General features: G+C 57.8%; 16 protein-coding genes. 10 read left to right on the top strand and 6 right to left on the bottom strand.

Going from position 1 to position 16,564, the window contains the following annotated elements:
- Positions 1-9: 9 nt before the first annotated feature.
- Positions 10-1,776 carry an adenine deaminase gene (locus EBC_RS11615; protein WP_013201980.1) on the bottom strand — a complete coding sequence of 589 codons (1,767 nt, stop codon included), beginning with the start codon at positions 1,774-1,776 and terminating at the stop codon, positions 10-12.
- A gap of 161 nt (positions 1,777-1,937) precedes the next feature.
- On the opposite strand from EBC_RS11615, the gene EBC_RS11610 reads away from it, so the two are divergent.
- A complete protein-coding gene (locus EBC_RS11610) occupies positions 1,938-2,906 on the top strand; it encodes a LysR family transcriptional regulator (RefSeq protein ID WP_013201979.1) in 969 nt (322 codons plus the stop codon).
- Positions 2,907-2,927: 21 nt separating this feature from the next.
- Here EBC_RS11610 and yjfF read toward each other — a convergent pair whose 3' ends face one another.
- The 4 genes from yjfF to ytfQ are packed head-to-tail and all read right to left on the bottom strand — an operon-like array spanning position 2,928 to position 7,456.
- The gene (yjfF, locus tag EBC_RS11605; RefSeq protein WP_013201978.1) at positions 2,928-3,914 is read right to left on the bottom strand and encodes a galactofuranose ABC transporter, permease protein YjfF; all 987 of its coding nucleotides are present in this window, start codon (positions 3,912-3,914) and stop codon (positions 2,928-2,930) included.
- Positions 3,907-4,926, bottom strand: a complete 1,020-nt coding sequence (gene ytfT, locus EBC_RS11600) for a galactofuranose ABC transporter, ATP-binding protein YtfT (RefSeq protein ID WP_013201977.1) — start codon at positions 4,924-4,926, stop codon at positions 3,907-3,909. Before ytfT ends, yjfF begins: the two co-directional genes overlap by 8 nt.
- Positions 4,919-6,445, bottom strand: a complete 1,527-nt coding sequence (gene ytfR / locus EBC_RS11595; RefSeq protein ID WP_013201976.1) for a galactofuranose ABC transporter, ATP-binding protein YtfR — start codon at positions 6,443-6,445, stop codon at positions 4,919-4,921. Before ytfR ends, ytfT begins: the two co-directional genes overlap by 8 nt.
- Before the next feature lie 54 nt (positions 6,446-6,499).
- Positions 6,500-7,456: a galactofuranose ABC transporter, galactofuranose-binding protein YtfQ gene (gene ytfQ / locus EBC_RS11590; RefSeq protein WP_013201975.1), complete on the bottom strand. Its 957-nt coding sequence runs from the start codon at positions 7,454-7,456 to the stop codon at positions 6,500-6,502.
- A 497-nt stretch (positions 7,457-7,953) separates the two neighbouring features.
- Between ytfQ and ydgT the strand changes: the two genes are divergently transcribed.
- The 9 genes from ydgT to nth all read left to right on the top strand — a co-directional run bounded on the left by ydgT (position 7,954) and on the right by nth (position 15,133).
- Complete coding sequence (ydgT, locus tag EBC_RS11585; RefSeq protein WP_013201973.1) at positions 7,954-8,169, top strand: transcription modulator YdgT; 216 nt, start codon at positions 7,954-7,956, stop codon at positions 8,167-8,169.
- Positions 8,170-8,279: 110 nt separating this feature from the next.
- On the top strand, positions 8,280-8,720 hold the full coding sequence (locus EBC_RS11580; protein ID WP_013201972.1) for a DUF2569 domain-containing protein: 441 nt from the start codon (positions 8,280-8,282) through the stop codon (positions 8,718-8,720).
- Between the two features lie 123 nt (positions 8,721-8,843).
- Positions 8,844-9,425, top strand: coding sequence for an electron transport complex subunit RsxA (gene rsxA, locus EBC_RS11575; RefSeq protein ID WP_013201971.1), 582 nt, complete (start codon positions 8,844-8,846; stop codon positions 9,423-9,425).
- Complete coding sequence (gene rsxB, locus EBC_RS11570) at positions 9,425-10,000, top strand: electron transport complex subunit RsxB (protein WP_013201970.1); 576 nt, start codon at positions 9,425-9,427, stop codon at positions 9,998-10,000. The genes rsxA and rsxB overlap by 1 nt, the downstream gene beginning before the upstream one ends.
- Positions 9,993-12,116, top strand: a complete 2,124-nt coding sequence (gene rsxC / locus EBC_RS11565; RefSeq protein WP_013201969.1) for an electron transport complex subunit RsxC — start codon at positions 9,993-9,995, stop codon at positions 12,114-12,116. Before rsxB ends, rsxC begins: the two co-directional genes overlap by 8 nt.
- Positions 12,117-13,178 (top strand): electron transport complex subunit RsxD, encoded by a 1,062-nt coding sequence (gene rsxD / locus EBC_RS11560; RefSeq protein ID WP_013201968.1) that lies wholly within the window; start codon positions 12,117-12,119, stop codon positions 13,176-13,178.
- The gene (rsxG, locus tag EBC_RS11555; protein WP_013201967.1) at positions 13,178-13,807 is read left to right on the top strand and encodes an electron transport complex subunit RsxG; all 630 of its coding nucleotides are present in this window, start codon (positions 13,178-13,180) and stop codon (positions 13,805-13,807) included. Before rsxD ends, rsxG begins: the two co-directional genes overlap by 1 nt.
- The gene (locus tag EBC_RS11550) at positions 13,800-14,501 is read left to right on the top strand and encodes an electron transport complex subunit E (protein WP_013201966.1); all 702 of its coding nucleotides are present in this window, start codon (positions 13,800-13,802) and stop codon (positions 14,499-14,501) included. The genes rsxG and EBC_RS11550 overlap by 8 nt, the downstream gene beginning before the upstream one ends.
- Positions 14,498-15,133 carry an endonuclease III gene (gene nth / locus EBC_RS11545; RefSeq protein WP_013201965.1) on the top strand — a complete coding sequence of 212 codons (636 nt, stop codon included), beginning with the start codon at positions 14,498-14,500 and terminating at the stop codon, positions 15,131-15,133. The genes EBC_RS11550 and nth overlap by 4 nt, the downstream gene beginning before the upstream one ends.
- 11 nt (positions 15,134-15,144) lie before the next feature.
- On the opposite strand, the gene EBC_RS11540 is transcribed toward nth, so the two are convergent.
- Positions 15,145-16,518, bottom strand: coding sequence for an MFS transporter (locus EBC_RS11540; protein ID WP_013201964.1), 1,374 nt, complete (start codon positions 16,516-16,518; stop codon positions 15,145-15,147).
- Positions 16,519-16,564: the final 46 nt, after the last annotated feature.

Raw genomic sequence — 16,564 nt, 5'->3', positions numbered from 1 at the left:
ATTGTTGTGTTAAAGCGCGTCCGGCCAGATGGCCAGCACCGGATCGACAATTTCGCGCGTTGCGCCGTCGGTCAGGCCGAGATCCGTTAAGTGCGGCCCGGCGTTACAGGCCAGACAGGTGCCCTCTATCGCCTTAAATACGCGATACGGCGGCTCCCAGTCGGCAACCTGACCGCTCAGCTCACGCAGATTTTTAAATTGCTCCGCCAGCGTTTCTGCCGGCAGCTCAGACAGCATGCCGGCAATCGGCATCGCCACCTTTGCCAGCAGCTTGCCGTGCTGGCTGAGCGCCATCCCGCCACCGCAGGCGATCAGCTGATTGGCGGCCAGCGCCATATCCCGCGGATCCCGGCCTATCACCACCAGATTATGCGAGTCATGCGAATACGAGGTGGCAATCGCCCCGCGCAATTCGCCCCAGCCTTCCAGCAGGGCCATCTGTGGCGTGGCCGCGTGGCGTCTGTGACGGTGCTTGACCCAAATCAGGCTGAAGCCATCCGGCAGTTTCACCCCGCCATCACGCACCTGCACCGTCACTTCACTCCACTGGGTGAACCGCGCGCCCTTGATGTTACGCAGGCGGGCGGTGCCCTGTTGCAGGCCTGGCACCCGCAGCTGGAAGTCCGCTTCTGTCAGCGCATCGATGCGCAGCGTATCGCGCGGCGGGCTGACATCGCTTGCCGCAGCCGGCGTAAACAGCAGTTTTCCCTCGCGGGCAACGCAGTCACCACCGACGTAGACGCAGGCCGGATTGAGGTTTTCCAGTGAATCAAAGGCAATAATATCGGCGGTGCGACCGGCGGCGATCAGCCCCAAATCCGCCCGTTGCAGCCGGATTGCCGCGTTCAGCGTCGCCATTCTCAGCACGTCTTCCGTACGCATGCCCGCGGCCACCAGCAGTTTCACCAGTGCTATCATCCCGCCTTTCTCCAGCAGATGGTCCGGCGGCACGTCGTCGGTGCAAAGGGTAATTTGTGAAGAGAGATGCGGTAAGGCCAGCAGCGCCTGGGCAATGTCGGGCAGCAGATAAGGATGGGAGCCGCGAATTTGCAGGGTTAATCCGGCGCGCAGCTTTTCCAGCGCGTCTTCTGCCGAGGTCAGTTCATGGTCGGAGGTGACGCCCGCGGCAAGGTAGGCCTGCAACTGCTCATCCTTCAGACCGCGCGCATGGCCCTCGATCAGCTTGCCGCTTTTCAGGCCCGCATCAAGGATCGCCATCATCTTTTCGCTGCCGTTCAGCACGCCAGCCATATCCATCACTTCCGCCACGCCCGCCACTTCGGGCCAGCTGAGCATGGTTTGCATCTCCTTACCGCCAACGTCTGCGGCGGACATTTCCAGTCCCGGCGTCGACGGCACGCTGGACGGCGCGGCGCAAATCACCCGCAGCGGCAGATTGCGGCTGGACCGCACGGCATACTGCACGCCGGCCACGCCCAGCACGTTTGCCAGCTCATGCGGATCCCAGAACACCGTGGTGGTGCCCTGCGCTACCACGATCTCCGCGTATTTTTCCGCAGGAAGATGCGAGCTTTCGATATGCACATGGGTGTCAATCAGGCCGGGAGAGAGAAAATGGCCGGACAGGTCATCGGTGTGGGTAGCCTGGGTAAATTTGCCGCGAGGATGCACGCTGGCAATCATGCCGCCGATCAGGCCGACATCGGCGTCACGGATCTCGCCGGTGACCATATCGACGATCGCCGCGTTAATCAGCAGGCGGTCGAAGGGGATTTTGCCCAGCGCGGCCTGGATAGCCCGTTGACGCAGGGGCATGGGCGCGGTTGTCTCGTTCAAGTCGGTGTCCACAGTGGCGGAAGGTTGAGGCTAATGTAGGCAGCGGACGAGGCTTTGCCCAGATGAATTATTTTATCCGTTTATAAGATGCGGTTATGCTGAGCAATCGTTTTCCCTGTTTCGTGAATTGGCTGGCCATTATGTCTGAACCCTGGCGTCGGCTTCCGGCGTTATCCCTGAAGCAAATTCAGTACTTTGTCGCGCTGGCGAAGCTGCGCAGCTTTACCGAAACCGCCAACCGCCTGGCCATCAGTCAGCCGGCGTTAAGCAGCGCATTACGGCAGATTGAGTCGGTGCTCGGCGGCAAGTTATTGAAGCGCACCGCGCAGGGCGTGAGCCTGACCGAACAGGGAGAAGCGGTGCTGCCCTATGCCGAGCGGCTGTTGAATACCGCGCACAGCGCGTTTGATGATATGCAGCAAATTATGCATCAGGGCGGCGATGGCACCTTACGCATTGGCCTGGTGCCGTCGGTCAGCACGCTGCTTTTTCCGGTGGTGCCGCAACTCTTGTCGGCGCACTTTCCGGCGATGCGGGTGGAGTTCCACGATCTGACCAACGACGCTTTACTGCTGGCGGTAGAAAACGGCTCGGTCGACTTTGGCATTGGCGCCACGGACAGCACGGTGCCGGACACCATCGCCGTGTATCCGCTGCTTGAGGATCCTTTTGTCGCGGTGATCCGCCGTGACGATCCGCTGGCTGAAGGCCATAACATTCCGTGGCGACAGCTGGCCAAACGGGAACTCGCGCTGTTTTCTAAAGGGAACGTCAGCAGACTGGTCACCTCAATGATTGAGAGTCACCGGTTGCAGTTGCGGGTGGGGTATCGGGTCGATTTTCAGGAAACGCTGTATGGACTGGTGCGGTCACGTCTGGCGCTGGCCATCCTGCCCGAGCTGTACACCGCGACCTTAAACGATAACGAACTGAGGGTGATCCATTTACAGCAGCCGACGCTGAGCCGCACCGTTGCCATGATGCGCAAACCTGCCCCACTGCGATCGCCCAAAATTGAGCACTGTTTCCAGTTTTTGCTGCACTCCTTCCATCGGCAAATCGCCGGGCAAGCGGCAATCTGGTTTCACCGGCAGTGGGTGACCTGCTGAGGCCACCCAGCGCCGGGGTTTTTATTCTGCCAGACGCTTCACCGGCGCATTCTGCTGGCGGTCCCACATCACGGTCAGCAGCCGCTGCAGCGCGATAAAGGCGAACAGCAGGATGCCGATGGCAATCTTGGTCCACCAGGAGCTTAAGGTGCCATCAAAGTTAATCCAGGTCTGGATCAGCCCCTGGATCAGCACGCCAAACAGCGTACCCAACACCGTGCCAACCCCGCCGGACAGCAGCGTACCGCCGATCACTACCGACGCGATGGCATCCAGCTCGACGCCCATCCCCGCCAGCGCATAGCCGGAAGAGGTGTAGATCGAGAACACGATGCCGGCCAGGGTAGCCAGCGCAGACGACAGCATATAGATACGGATGGTGGTGCTGCGGGTGGAAATCCCCATCAGCTGGGCGGAAGTGACGTTGCCGCCGATGGCATACACCTGATTACCAAAGCGGCTGCGGTGCGCCAGCACGATGCCGAACACCACCACCACCAGCATGATTACCGCCAGCAGGCTGAGCCGCCCGCCGCCTGGAATTTTCCAGGCCAGGCTGGACAGCGTGCTATACAGCGGATGATCGATCGGCAACGAGCTTTCGGAGACCAGGAAGCTGCTGCCGCGCAGGAAGAACATCCCGGCGAGGGTGATAATAAACGCCGGGATTTTCAGCGCGTCGATCAGCCAGCCCATAAAGGCGCCAAACGCCGAGCCCATCACCATCACCAGCGCGAACGCCAGCCAGGGATCAAGATGGAAATCGCCGATGGCGCGGGCAAGAAACACGCCGGTAAAGGCGATCACCGCGCCAACGGACAGATCGATGCCGCCGGAGAGGATCACAAAGGTCATGCCGACCGCAATAATGCCGAGGAAAGCGTTATCGGTCAGAATATTGGCGATCACCCGCGTGGAGGCAAAGCCGGGAAACTGACTGAGGCAGAACAAATACCCGGCAACAAATACCAGCAGGGTAATCATCAGGGGGAGATGACGTTTAAGCACCTTTGCGTCCTCGCTTGAACAGTTGAATAAACCGTGGCGACTGAATCAACAGCACCGCCATCACCACCACCGCTTTCACGACCTGATTCAGTTCAGGCGGGAAGCCTGACAACAGGATCCCGGTGTTCATTGCCTGGATAATCAGCGCGCCAATCAGTGACAGCAGCAGGTTGTATCGCCCGCCCATCAACGACGCGCCGCCGATGACCACCGCGAGGATGGCATCCAGCTCCAGCCACAGCCCGGCGTTATTGGCGTCGGCACCGCGAATATCGGCGGCCACAATCAGCCCGGCCACCGCCGCGCATAAGCCGCTGATTACATAGGTGGTCATCACGATCAGCCAGCCATTCACCCCGGCATTGCGTGCGGCGCGCAGGTTGATGCCCACCGCTTCGATAAACATCCCCAGCGCCGTTTTACGGGTCAGCAGCCAGACCAGCAGCGCCATCACCAGGGTGATCCACACCGGCACCGGCAGGGTAAACAGCGTGCCGCTGCCCAGCCGCGCCAGCGAATCACTGTCGAAGGTGACGATTTGCCCCTGGGTGATCAGCTGCGCAATGCCGCGCCCCGCCACCATCAGGATCAGCGTGGCGACAAACGGCTGGATCTTCAGCAGGGCCACCAGCACCCCATTCCATAAACCGCAGAGAATGCCGGTGCCCAGCGTGGCCAGAACGATCACCGGCAGGCTGTGTCCGGAGACGGTCAGCGTGGCCGCCGTGGCACCGGCAATCGCCATCACCGCGCCCACCGACAGATCGATGCCGCCGGTGGCGATCACCAGCGTCATGCCGATCGCCAGAATGGCCACCGGCGCCGCACGGTTAAGGATATCGATCGGGCTGCCAAACAGACGGCCGTCCTGAATATGAATGGCAAAGAAATTATTGGCCACCAGGCTGTCGATAATCAGCACCAGCACCAGCGCCGCGATTTGCGGCATCCCTGCGGGCAGTTTGCGTTTGAACATGCGCGTTTTCCCCGGCACCAGATGTGACTCAAGCATGTTGGGTTCCCCCAGCGGCGATAGCATTAACAATGGCGGCGACGGAGAGTTGCTCAAGCGGAATTTCCGCCACCTGCTGACGATCTCTGAGGATCACCACCCGATCCGCATAGCCCACCAGTTCTTCAAGTTCAGAGGAGATCACCAGCAGCGCCAGCCCATCCGCACACAAGGATTCAATCAGGCGAATAATTTCGGCATGCGCGCCGACGTCGATCCCGCGCGTGGGCTCATCGAGGATCAGGAACTGCGGTTTTGTCACCAGCCAGCGGGAGAGCAGGACTTTTTGCTGATTTCCCCCCGACAGCAACTCGACCGGCTGATCGGCATTCGGCGTGCGGATGCCCATCGCTTTGATAAAGCGGTCGGCGATCTGCTGCTGCTCACGGCGCTTAATGGGACGCAGCCAGCCGCGCTGGGCCTGCAACGCGAGGATGATGTTTTCCCGCACCGATGCCGCGCCGACGATGCCGTCGGTTTTACGATCTTCCGGGCAGAAGCCCATGCCGAGGTGCGAGGCCTGCGCCGGCGTGCGGATAGTGCGCTTTTTGCCTTTGATCCAGGCCGTGCCGCTGTCGGCCCGGCGGATGCCAAAGAGCAGTTCGGCGGTTTCTGTCCTGCCGGAACCGAGTAATCCGGCCAGACCGACCGCTTCGCCCGGACGGACGCTCAGGCTGAAGGGTTCAATGGTCCCTTTCTTGCCGTAATCCTTAAATTCCACCACCGGCTGATTGCTTTTCAGGGTGCTGCCGGCGCGTTGCAATGCGGTTTCCAGCAGTTCACGTCCTAGCATCAGCTTAATCAGTTCAATTTGCGGCAGCGCCCGCGTATCACGCGTGGCAACGAACTGGCCGTTACGCAGCACCGTGATGCGGTCGCTGACTTTGTAAACCTGGTCGAGAAAGTGGGTGACGAAGATCAGCCCCATGCCTTTAGCTTTCAGCTGATTCATCAGCGTGAACAGCATCTCCACTTCACTGGCATCGAGACTGGCGGTCGGTTCATCGAGGATCAGCACTTTGGCCGACAGGTCCACCGCGCGGCAGATGGCAATAATCTGCTGCATCGCCACCGAGTACTGCCCTAATGGCCGGGTGACATCCAGTTCGAAACCGTAGCTGTGCAGTAACGCCTCGGCCTTGCGCACCAGCGTTTTGCGATCGATCAGACCAAAGCGGCGCGGTTCACGGCCAATATACAAATTGTCCGCCACCGACATATTCGGCAGCAGGTTAACTTCCTGATACACCGTACCAATGCCGATGCTCTGCGCTTCAGCGGTGTTTTGCGGATTGATTGCCTGGCCGTCCAGCGTCACGCTGCCACTGTCGCGTTTATAGACGCCGGTCAGCACTTTGATAATGGTGGATTTACCGGCACCGTTTTCCCCCAGCAGCGCCATAATTTCGCCCGGGCGGACATCAAAAGAGACATTATCCAGCGCTTTAACGCCAGGAAAGGCTTTGCTGACGCCACTGATGGTGAGCAGTGGCGTCATTGAGGTGTTCTGGGAGTTCATACGACTTCGCCTCAACCATGAAAAAAGCCGCCTGAAGAGCAGGCGGCGCGGTGGTTAGTAACCCATGCCTTTTTTCTTGTCTAACTGAGACTGCGCATCGGCAGGCAGATATAGCTTCGATTCGGTTTTGATGATTTTTGGCGGCATGGTGCCGTCTTTCTTGAATTTCTCCAACGCATCGAACGCCGGGCCAGCCATATTTGGCGTCAGCTCGACGTTGGCATTCGCTTCGCCAGCCTGCATGGCTTTATAGATATCCGGCACGCCGTCGATTGAACCGGTCAGGATATCTTTGCCTGGCTTGAGGCCGGCTTCTTTGATGGCCTGAATAGCACCGATGGCCATGTCATCATTGTGGGCATAAACCATGCAGATATTTTTGCCGTTGTTCTCAGCTTTAATAAAGCTTTCCATGACTTCCTTACCTTTGCTGCGGGTAAAGTCACCGGACTGGGAACGAATAATCTTGATGCCAGGCGCGCTGGAGATCGCTTCAGCAAAGCCTTTTTTACGGTCGATGGCGACGCTGGCGCCAACGGTGCCTTGCAGCTCAACCACGTTACACGGCTTACCATTCTGCTGTTTGACCAGCCAGTCGCCAATCAGCTTACCTTCGTAAACGTTATCGGCGGTGACCACCGCCATATACAGTGACTTGTCTTTTACCACGATGGCGCGGTCTAACAGGAACACCGGGATCTTGGCGTCTTTCGCTTCTTCAAGCACCGGCTCCCAACCGGTCTGCACCACCGGAGCGATAAAGATCGCATCCACGCCCTGCGCGATAAACGAACGCACGGCCTTGATTTGGTTCTCCTGTTTCTGCTGACCATCAGCAATTTTCAGGGTGATCCCGCGCTTCTGGGCCTCGCTTTTCGCCACGCTGGTTTCCGCTGCACGCCAGCCTGATTCGGAGCCAACCTGCGAGAAACCGACCGTCATGGATTCAGCCAGTGCGGCGCCGGAGAGGCTTGCACTGATGAGGGTGGTTAAAAGTAAACGCTTCCACATGATCATTTTTCCTCTGATGGGATTTGGTTGTGTAGGGTCAAACGCCACTAAATCCTGGACTATCCTGAAGCAAACATTTACGACAACGCTCACAAAACACAACAATTAAAAGAGGTTACGCGATTTGACCGCTGGCAACGGCAGGCGGCTGATATGGATAAAACGCGCGGAGGGTTTTCAGGACATGTTAAATAACTGTAATAAACATAAGCGCTTAACAATTGCCTCAATGGAAGCGATTACAACACCGCGTCAGGTTCTGTCACGCGCTGCGGCGGTTTTAGCGGCGAAGGTAATTAACAGTTTTGTGACTCACACCACATCTGCACAAGACCAGCAGCAGAAAAGCTGATGGCAGAATGACCGAATGGGATTAAAAATACGCAAAATTCCTGGGCTATAGTCTGAATTTACAGTCAGTTACTCGTTTGTCCTCTGGACAGAAACCCTGCCAGCCATATACTTGGGCCTCCTGATCCCTATCCCTAACGGCCATCATGACAGTCGAAGATTATCTTTTGAAGTTTCGTAAAGTGAGCTCGCTTGAAACGCTGGAAAAGCTGTTCGATCATCTGAATTATTCTCTTACCGATGATAATGAGATTTCGAATATGTATCGCGCTGCCGATCACCGCCGCGCAGAGCTGACCTCTGGCGGTCGTCTGTTTGATTTGGGTTGCGTGCCAAAATCGGTCTGGCGCTATGTGGTCTAAATTTTCCGTTCAATAATGAACTGGCCTTCCGTATACTCTTTGGTCCTCAAGGTGCGTGACAGGTTTGGATCACAAACGGTCGTTATTACCCGATTTAAAAGGATTAAAGAGTGGCTACAGCTTCACCCCCACGCATTGCCGGACTGCTTCTGGTACCGCTCGCCTGGTTAATTATGACCATGCTGACCAGTGCCGTTGTGGTGGCCATGTATTTGAGCGCGTTATTAACGCCAGAACTGCGCAGCGCCCTGTTTAATAACACCCATGCGTTTACGCTGCAGTGGAGTATTTCACTGTTGACCTCTCTGGTGGTCTGGGCCTACAGCATTTGGGTGACATGGATTTTTTGCAAACGCTCACGTCGGCTGCCCCGTCATTACATTATCTGGCTGCTGATTACCGTACTGCTGGCGATCAAGACCTTCGCGTTTTCGCCGGTCAGCGATGCGGCGGCGATCAGAACTTTGTTGATTGCGCTGCTGGCCGCAGCGGTGCTGGTGCCGTACTTCAAACGCTCCCAGCGGGTGAAAACCACCTTTATTGAGCCGTGAAGCTGAAAAAACCAGCAAAAATTTAATCCTCCGTGCGTTTAGGGAATATCCTTACTGCTGGTATGTTGTCGTAAAGCCGCCAATGTTCGATAATAGGCGGCTTTCTTTTTATCAGGCCAAAACATGACCGAATACCTGCTTCTTTTTGTTGGCACAGTGCTGGTGAACAACTTCGTTCTGGTGAAGTTTCTCGGCCTCTGTCCCTTTATGGGCGTTTCCAAAAAACTGGAGACGGCGATTGGCATGGGACTCGCCACCACATTCGTTATCACCCTGGCCTCGATCTGCGCCTGGCTGGTAAACCACTTTATTCTGCTGCCGCTGGATCTCGTTTACCTGCGCACGATGGCCTATATCCTGGTGATCGCGGTGGTGGTGCAGTTCACCGAGATGGTGGTGCGCAAAACCAGCCCGGATCTCTATCGTCTGCTGGGGATTTTCCTGCCGCTGATCACCACCAACTGTGCGGTGCTGGGCGTGCCGTTGCTGAGCGTTAACCTCAATCACACCTTCCTGCAGGCCGCGTTGTTTGGCTTTAGCGGCGCGCTGGGCTTCTCGCTGGTGATGGTGCTGTTTGCCGGCATCCGCGAACGTCTGGTGCTGGCTGAAGTCCCTGCCCCGTTTAAGGGCTCCTCGATTGCGCTGGTGACGGCGGGTCTGATGGCGTTGGCCTTTATGGGCTTCACCGGGCTGGTAAAATTCTGATGACTGCGGTGTGGATTGCTATTGCTGTGTTGAGCGTGCTGGGCCTCGTGTTTGGTGGCCTGTTGGGCTACGCCTCACGCCGTTTTGAAGTGGAAGAAGACCCGATTGTTGAGCAGATCGATGCGATTTTGCCGCAGAGCCAGTGCGGCCAGTGCGGCTATCCTGGCTGCCGTCCATACGCTGATGCGGTGGGCAACAACGGTGAGATGATCAACAAGTGTGCGCCAGGCGGCGAGCAGACCATGCTGAAGCTGGCGGCGCTGTTGAACGTTGAGCCGCAACCGCTCGGTGACGAAGCGGTGCTGGAGCCAGAGCGCAAGGTCGCCTGGATCGATGAAGAGAACTGTATCGGCTGTACCAAATGCATTCAGGCCTGCCCGGTTGACGCCATCGTTGGCGCGACCCGCGCGATGCACACCGTGCTGAGCGACGTCTGCACCGGCTGCGACCTTTGCGTGGCCCCTTGCCCAACTGACTGTATTGAGATGCGTCCGGTTGCGCCAACCACCGCCAGCTGGAAGTGGGATTTAAACACTATCCCGATCAAAGTTATTCCTGTGGAACGTCATGCGTAATCTGTTCAAATTCTTAAAGAAAGAGCCAATCTGGGATTTCAAAGGGGGCATTCATCCTCCTGAAATGAAAACCCAGTCTAACGGCACGCCGTTACGCCAGCTTCCTTTGCCCGCGCGCTTTATCATTCCGATCAAGCAGCATATCGGCCATGAAGGTGAACTGCTGGTGAGCCCTGGCGATAACGTGCTGCGCGGCCAGCCGCTGACCTTTGGTCGTGGCCGGATGTTGCCGGTGCATGCGCCCAGCTCCGGCACCATCGAAGCGATTGGGCCGCATATCACCGCGCATCCTTCCGCGCTGGCTGAAATGTGCATTTATCTGACGCCTGACGGTGAAGACCGCTGGTGCGAACTTCAGCCGGTGGCGGATTACCGTCAGGCCGATCGCAGTAAGATTGTGAACCTGATCCACCAGGCGGGCGTGGCCGGTCTCGGTGGTGCAGGCTTCCCTACTGCCACCAAGCTTAAAGGCGGTTTGCGCGGGGTCAGCACGCTGATCATTAACGCGGCCGAGTGCGAACCCTACATTACCGCTGACGATCGTCTGATGCAGGACTGCGCGGACGAAGTGATCGAAGGCAGCCGCATTCTCGCCTGGGTGCTGCAATCCGACCGGGTGTTGATTGGCATCGAAGATAACAAGCCTGAGGCCATCGCCGCGCTGAAAAAAGCGCTGGGTGAAGCCAAAGATATCCAGATCCGCGTGGTGCCGACCAAATATCCGTCGGGCGGCGCCAAGCAGCTGACCAAGATTCTGACCGGGCTGGAAGTGCCGCACGGCGGCCGCTCAACCGATATTGGCGTGCTGATGCAGAACGTCGGCACCGCCTTTGCGGTTAAACGGGCGATCGTCAACGGCGAACCGCTGACCGAGCGCGTGGTGACGTTGACCGGCGAATCGGTCGGGAAACCCGGCAACGTCTGGGGTCGTCTCGGCACCCCGATCAGCCATCTGCTGCACAATGCCGACTTCAGTCCGGCATCCGGCCAGATGGTGGTGATGGGCGGCCCGTTGATGGGCTTTACGCTGCCCACGCTCGATGTGCCGGTGGTGAAGATCACCAACTGCATTCTGGCCCCGGCGGCCAACGAAATGGGCGACAACGAAGCAGAGCAATCCTGTATTCGTTGCAGCGCCTGTGCCGATGCCTGCCCGGCCGCCCTGCTCCCTCAGCAGCTGTACTGGTACAGCCGCGGTAAGGATCACGATAAAGCGCGCGAGCACAATATCGCCGACTGCATTGAATGCGGCGCCTGTGCCTACGTCTGCCCAAGCAATATTCCGCTGGTGCAGTATTACCGTCAGGAAAAAGCCGAGATCCGCGCCATCGACCTTGAAGCCGAGCGGAATGCGCAGGCCAAGGCCCGGTTTGAAGCGCGTCAGGAACGCCTTGAGCGTGAAAAGCTGGCCCGTGAAGCGCGCCATCAGCAGGCTAAACGCCCGGTCACCCGCAGCGATGCCGACAACGTTGAAGCAGCGTTAGCCCGCGTGAAGGCGAAAAAAGAGGCTGAGGCGCAGCAGCTGGCAGACGCTGACAATCCGGTTCAGACCGCCCAACGCAATGCACGCCATGCTCAGGCACTGGCGCATGGCGCAGAACGCCAGTCTGAAACCGAACCGGCGACCCGTCAGGTGGGCGATCCGCGTAAAGCGGCGGTTGAAGCCGCCATTGCGCGCGCGAAAGCCAAAAAAGCCGCGCAGGTTGAACCGGCGTCAGCTGATGCCGAACCGGCGGTCGATCCGCGTAAAGCCGCAGTAGAAGCCGCCGTGGCGCGGGCGAAAGCCCGAAAAGCCGCGATGGCCGCTGATAAAGAAGCCGATGCTGAGCCGGTGGCGCAAGCCGCTGCGCCGGAGCCGACTGAAGCACCGGTCGACCCACGTAAAGCGGCGGTTGCGGCCGCTATTGCCCGTGCTAAAGCAAAGAAAGCGGCGCAGGCGGCTGAAGCTGAGCCAGTAAAACAGGCTGATGTTGCGCCAGAACAGACTGCCGCTCATGACGACACGCATTCCGCAGGGCCGTCTGAACCTTCAGACGATCCCCGCAAAGCGGCAGTGGCGGCGGCCATCGCACGTGTAAAAGCGCGCAAGGCGCAGCAATCGACGCAAGAGGATTAAATGGCTTTTCGTATCGCAAGTTCGCCCTACACCCACAACCGCCGCAGCACCAGCACCATCATGCTGCTGGTGTTGCTGGCTGCCTTACCGGGCATTGCCGCCCAGCTGTACTTTTTTGGCTGGGGTAACCTGATTCAGGTGCTGATTGCCGCCGTCGCCGGGGTCGCTGCGGAAGCGGCGATCCTGAAAATGCGTAAACTGCCGCTGTCTAAAACCCTCGGCGATAATTCCGCCCTGCTGACCGCGCTGCTGTTGGGGATCAGTATTCCCCCGCTGGCCCCCTGGTGGCTGATCGTCATTGGTACGGTGTTTGCGGTGGTGATCGCCAAACAGCTGTATGGCGGATTGGGCCAGAACCCGTTTAACCCGGCGATGGTCGGTTATGTGGTGTTGCTGATTTCATTCCCGGTGCAGATGACCAGCTGGTTGCCGCCGGATACTTTGCAGTCGATCACGCCGGGCTTTATGGACACCCTTAGCATGATCTTCCAGGGTCATACGCTGGCTGGCCATACCATGCAGCAGTTGCAGATTGGCGTGGATGGCATCAGTCAGGCCACGCCGCTGGATACCTTTAAAACCGGTCTGCGTGCCGGGCACAGCGCTGAACAGTTGCGGGCACAGCCGATTTACAGCGGCGTGATTGCCGGTCTGGGCTGGCAGTGGGTCAACGTCGGCTATCTGGTCGGCGGCCTGTTCCTGCTGTTTACCAACAGCATTCGCTGGCACATCCCGGTCAGCATCCTGCTCTCGCTGGCGCTGTTTTCCTTTGTGGGCTGGTTCTTCTCGCCGGACAGCCTGGTGTCGCCAATGGTGCATCTTTTCTCCGGTGCCACCATGCTGGGCGCGTTCTTTATCGCCACCGATCCGGTCACCGCATCAACCACCAATAAAGGCCGCCTGGTGTATGGCGTGTTAATTGGTTTGCTGGTGTGGCTGATCCGCAGCTTTGGCGGCTATCCGGATGGCGTGGCCTTTGCGGTGTTGCTGGCAAATATCACCGTGCCGTTAATTGATTACTACACGCAGCCGCGCGTTTACGGCCACCGGAAGGAAAAATAATGCTGGATGCGATTCGTAAAAACGGCGTCACGCTGGCGGTTTTCGCTGCCGTGACCACCGGCGTGACGGCGATAATTAATAATGTCACCAAGCCAACCATCGATCATCAGACCGAACTTCAGCAAAAAATCCTGCTGGATCAGGTGGTTCCGACCGATCTGTACAATAACCACATTCAGCAGGAATGTTACATTGTCACCGATCCGGCGCTGGGCGCGGGCCCTCAGCACGTCTACCTGGCGCGTAAAGATGACAAGCCGGTGGCCGCTGCGGTTGAGACTACGGCACCGGACGGCTATTCTGGAGCCATTAAGATGATTGTTGGCGCCGACTTTAACGGTAAAGTACTGGGCGTGCGCGTGGTTGAACACCATGAAACGCCGGGCCTTGGCGATAAAATTGAGCTGCGCATTTCGAACTGGATCAACAGTTTTAACGGCGTGCAGCTGAAAGGCAAAGACGACACCCAGTTTGCGGTGAAGAAAGATGGCGGCACCTTCGACCAGTTCACCGGGGCGACCATTACCCCACGCGCGGTGGTCAACGCCTCTAAACGCACCACGCTATATATTGAAACATTGCCAGGTAAGCTCGCTTCCCTGTCACCTTGTGGAGAGTCCAATGAGTGAAGCAAAAACGCTGATTGTCGGCGGCCTGTGGAAGAATAACTCCGCGCTGGTTCAGCTGCTGGGGCTGTGTCCCCTGCTGGCAGTCACCTCGACCGCCACCAACGCCCTTGGCCTCGGCCTGGCAACGACCCTGGTGCTGACCTGCACCAACTCGGCGATCTCGGCTTCACGTCGTTGGGTGCCTGCTGATATCCGCATTCCTATCTACGTGATGATCATTGCGGCGGTGGTGAGCTGCGTACAGATGCTGATCAATGCCTATGCCTACGGCCTGTATCAGTCGTTAGGGATCTTTATTCCGCTGATCGTCACCAACTGCATCGTGGTGGGACGCGCCGAGGCGGTTGCTTCGAAAAGCAGCGTTGCGCTGTCGGCGCTCGACGGCTGTTTCATCGGACTGGGTGCCACCAGCGTGATGGTGGTGTTGGGTTCACTGCGCGAGATCATCGGTAACGGCACCATTTTCAATGGCGCAGACCAGCTGTTAGGCCCGTGGGCGAAAGTGCTGCGCATTCAGGTGTTCCATTTTGATTCGCCAATGCTGCTGGCAATGCTGCCACCGGGCGCGTTTATTGGTCTCGGTATGCTGCTGGCCGCCAAATACGTTATCGACAACAAGCTGAAGGCACGTGCGGCGCTGAAAGCCGCTCAGGAAGCCCAAAGCCTGCCTGAAGGGAAAGCGAGCGCGCTGTGAATAAGGACAAACGTCAGCAAATTTTGAGCCGGTTGCGGGACAATGACCCGCATCCCACCACGGAACTGGTATTTACCTCCCCTTTTGAGCTGTTGATTGCGGTACTGCTTTCCGCGCAGGCGACCGATGTCAGCGTCAATAAAGCCACCGCCAAACTCTATCCGGTGGCCAATACGCCGGAAGCGATGCTGGCGTTAGGCGTGGAGGGCGTTAAGGCGTACATCAAAACCATCGGCCTGTTTAACACCAAAGCCGAGAACGTGATCAAAACCTGCCGCATCCTGCACGAGCAGCATCAGGGCGTGGTGCCGGAAGATCGTGCCGCGCTGGAAGCGCTGCCCGGTGTGGGACGCAAAACCGCTAACGTGGTGCTGAATACCGCCTTTGGCTGGCCGACCATCGCTGTCGATACCCATATTTTCCGCGTCTGCAATCGCACCAACTTTGCCCCCGGCAAGAACGTTGAGCTGGTCGAGGATAAGCTGCTGAAGGTGGTGCCGAACGAGTTCAAGGTCGACTGCCATCACTGGTTTATCCTGCATGGCCGCTACACCTGCGTGGCGCGCAAGCCGCGCTGCGGCTCCTGTCTGATTGAAGATCTCTGCGAGTTTGGTGAGAAAACCGAGGTCTGAACGGCCCCGGTTTATCGTGCCAGCACCTTCTCTCCCGCATTCTTTTCCAGCCGCCAGACATCCACCAGCGACATCACCACCAGCATGGCAATCGCCGCAAAGGCGATATGAATATCCTGCTGGCTGGGTGAGGTTTGCCCGGCAAGCTGCATGGAAAATCGCAGGATCATCGCCGAAATGGCAATGCCAAAGCTCATGCTGAACTGGAACAGGATGCTGAAAATCACCGAGGCTTCACTCAGTTTTTCACGCGGCACATCGGCAAATCCCATGCTGTTATAACAGCTGAACTGCAACGACCGCGACAGTCCGCCAATAAACAGGATGGCGGCGATCAACATATATCCCTGCGCCGGGGTGATAAACAGGCAGCTCAGAATCGAAAGGACACTGAGCACCCCGTTAAGAAACAGAATTCGCTTAAAACCAAATCTGAACATCAGCCAGGTGGTCGCCGGTTTCATCGCCAGATTACCGGCAAATACCCACAGCACCATTGACCCTGCCTGCGCGGCACTCCAGCCAAAACTCAGCTGGAACAGCAGCGGTAACAGGAACGGAATGGCATTAATCGACGCCCGGAAGAAGGATCCTCCCACCACCGCACTTCTGAAGGTCGGAATTCGTAGCATCGACAGCGAGAGCAACGGCGTTGCATGTTGCAGGCTGTGACGCCACGCCAGCAGGCTGCACACCACGCCCAGCGCCAGCAGCAGAATGCCCAGCGACATCGACAGGCCGCCCATGCATTCAATGGCAATGATAATCAGGGTGCAGGTCGAGGAGATCAGCAGGAACCCCTTAACATCAAACTGCCGTTTCTCTTCAGCTTTAAACTGCGGCATCAGGTACAGGGTGACAATAATTGCCACTATTCCCAACGGGATGTTTAGCCAAAAAATCCACGGCCAGTGACCGTAGCTGACGATCATTCCGCCGAGCAACGGCCCAATAACGGGCGCAATCAGACCCGGCCAGGTGATAAAGGCGATGGTTTTGACCATGTCCTTCTTTTCCGTCACCCGCAGCACCACCATCCGCCCGACCGGCACCATCAGCGCACCACCGATTCCCTGCAGGATCCTGCTGAGGGTAAACAGCATCAGGTCCTGGCTCAGGCCGCAGAGAATCGAGGCGAAGGTAAAAATCAGGATGGCGGCGGTAAAGATGGTTCGCGCGCCGAAACGGTCCGCCAGCCAGCCGCTGATCGGGATAAATATCGCCACCGCCAGCAGGTAGGCGCTAATACCGATGTTCAGCGACACCGGACTGACGCTGAACTCTTTCGCCATTTGCGGGATGGCGGTGGTGATCACCGTGGCGTCGAGGTTTTCCATAAAAAAGGTCACTGCAACAAGCAGCGCTAAGGCGGTGGCTTTGGTCATGTTAAGCGTCGGTCCATGGACTAAAGGTTTACTATAGGAAAAAATG

The sequence above is a fragment of the Erwinia billingiae Eb661 genome, from assembly GCF_000196615.1.
Lineage (GTDB): Bacteria > Pseudomonadota > Gammaproteobacteria > Enterobacterales > Enterobacteriaceae > Erwinia > Erwinia billingiae.
Note: the sequence above shows the minus strand (reverse complement) of the source record. Positions and strands in the feature narration are given on the sequence as shown.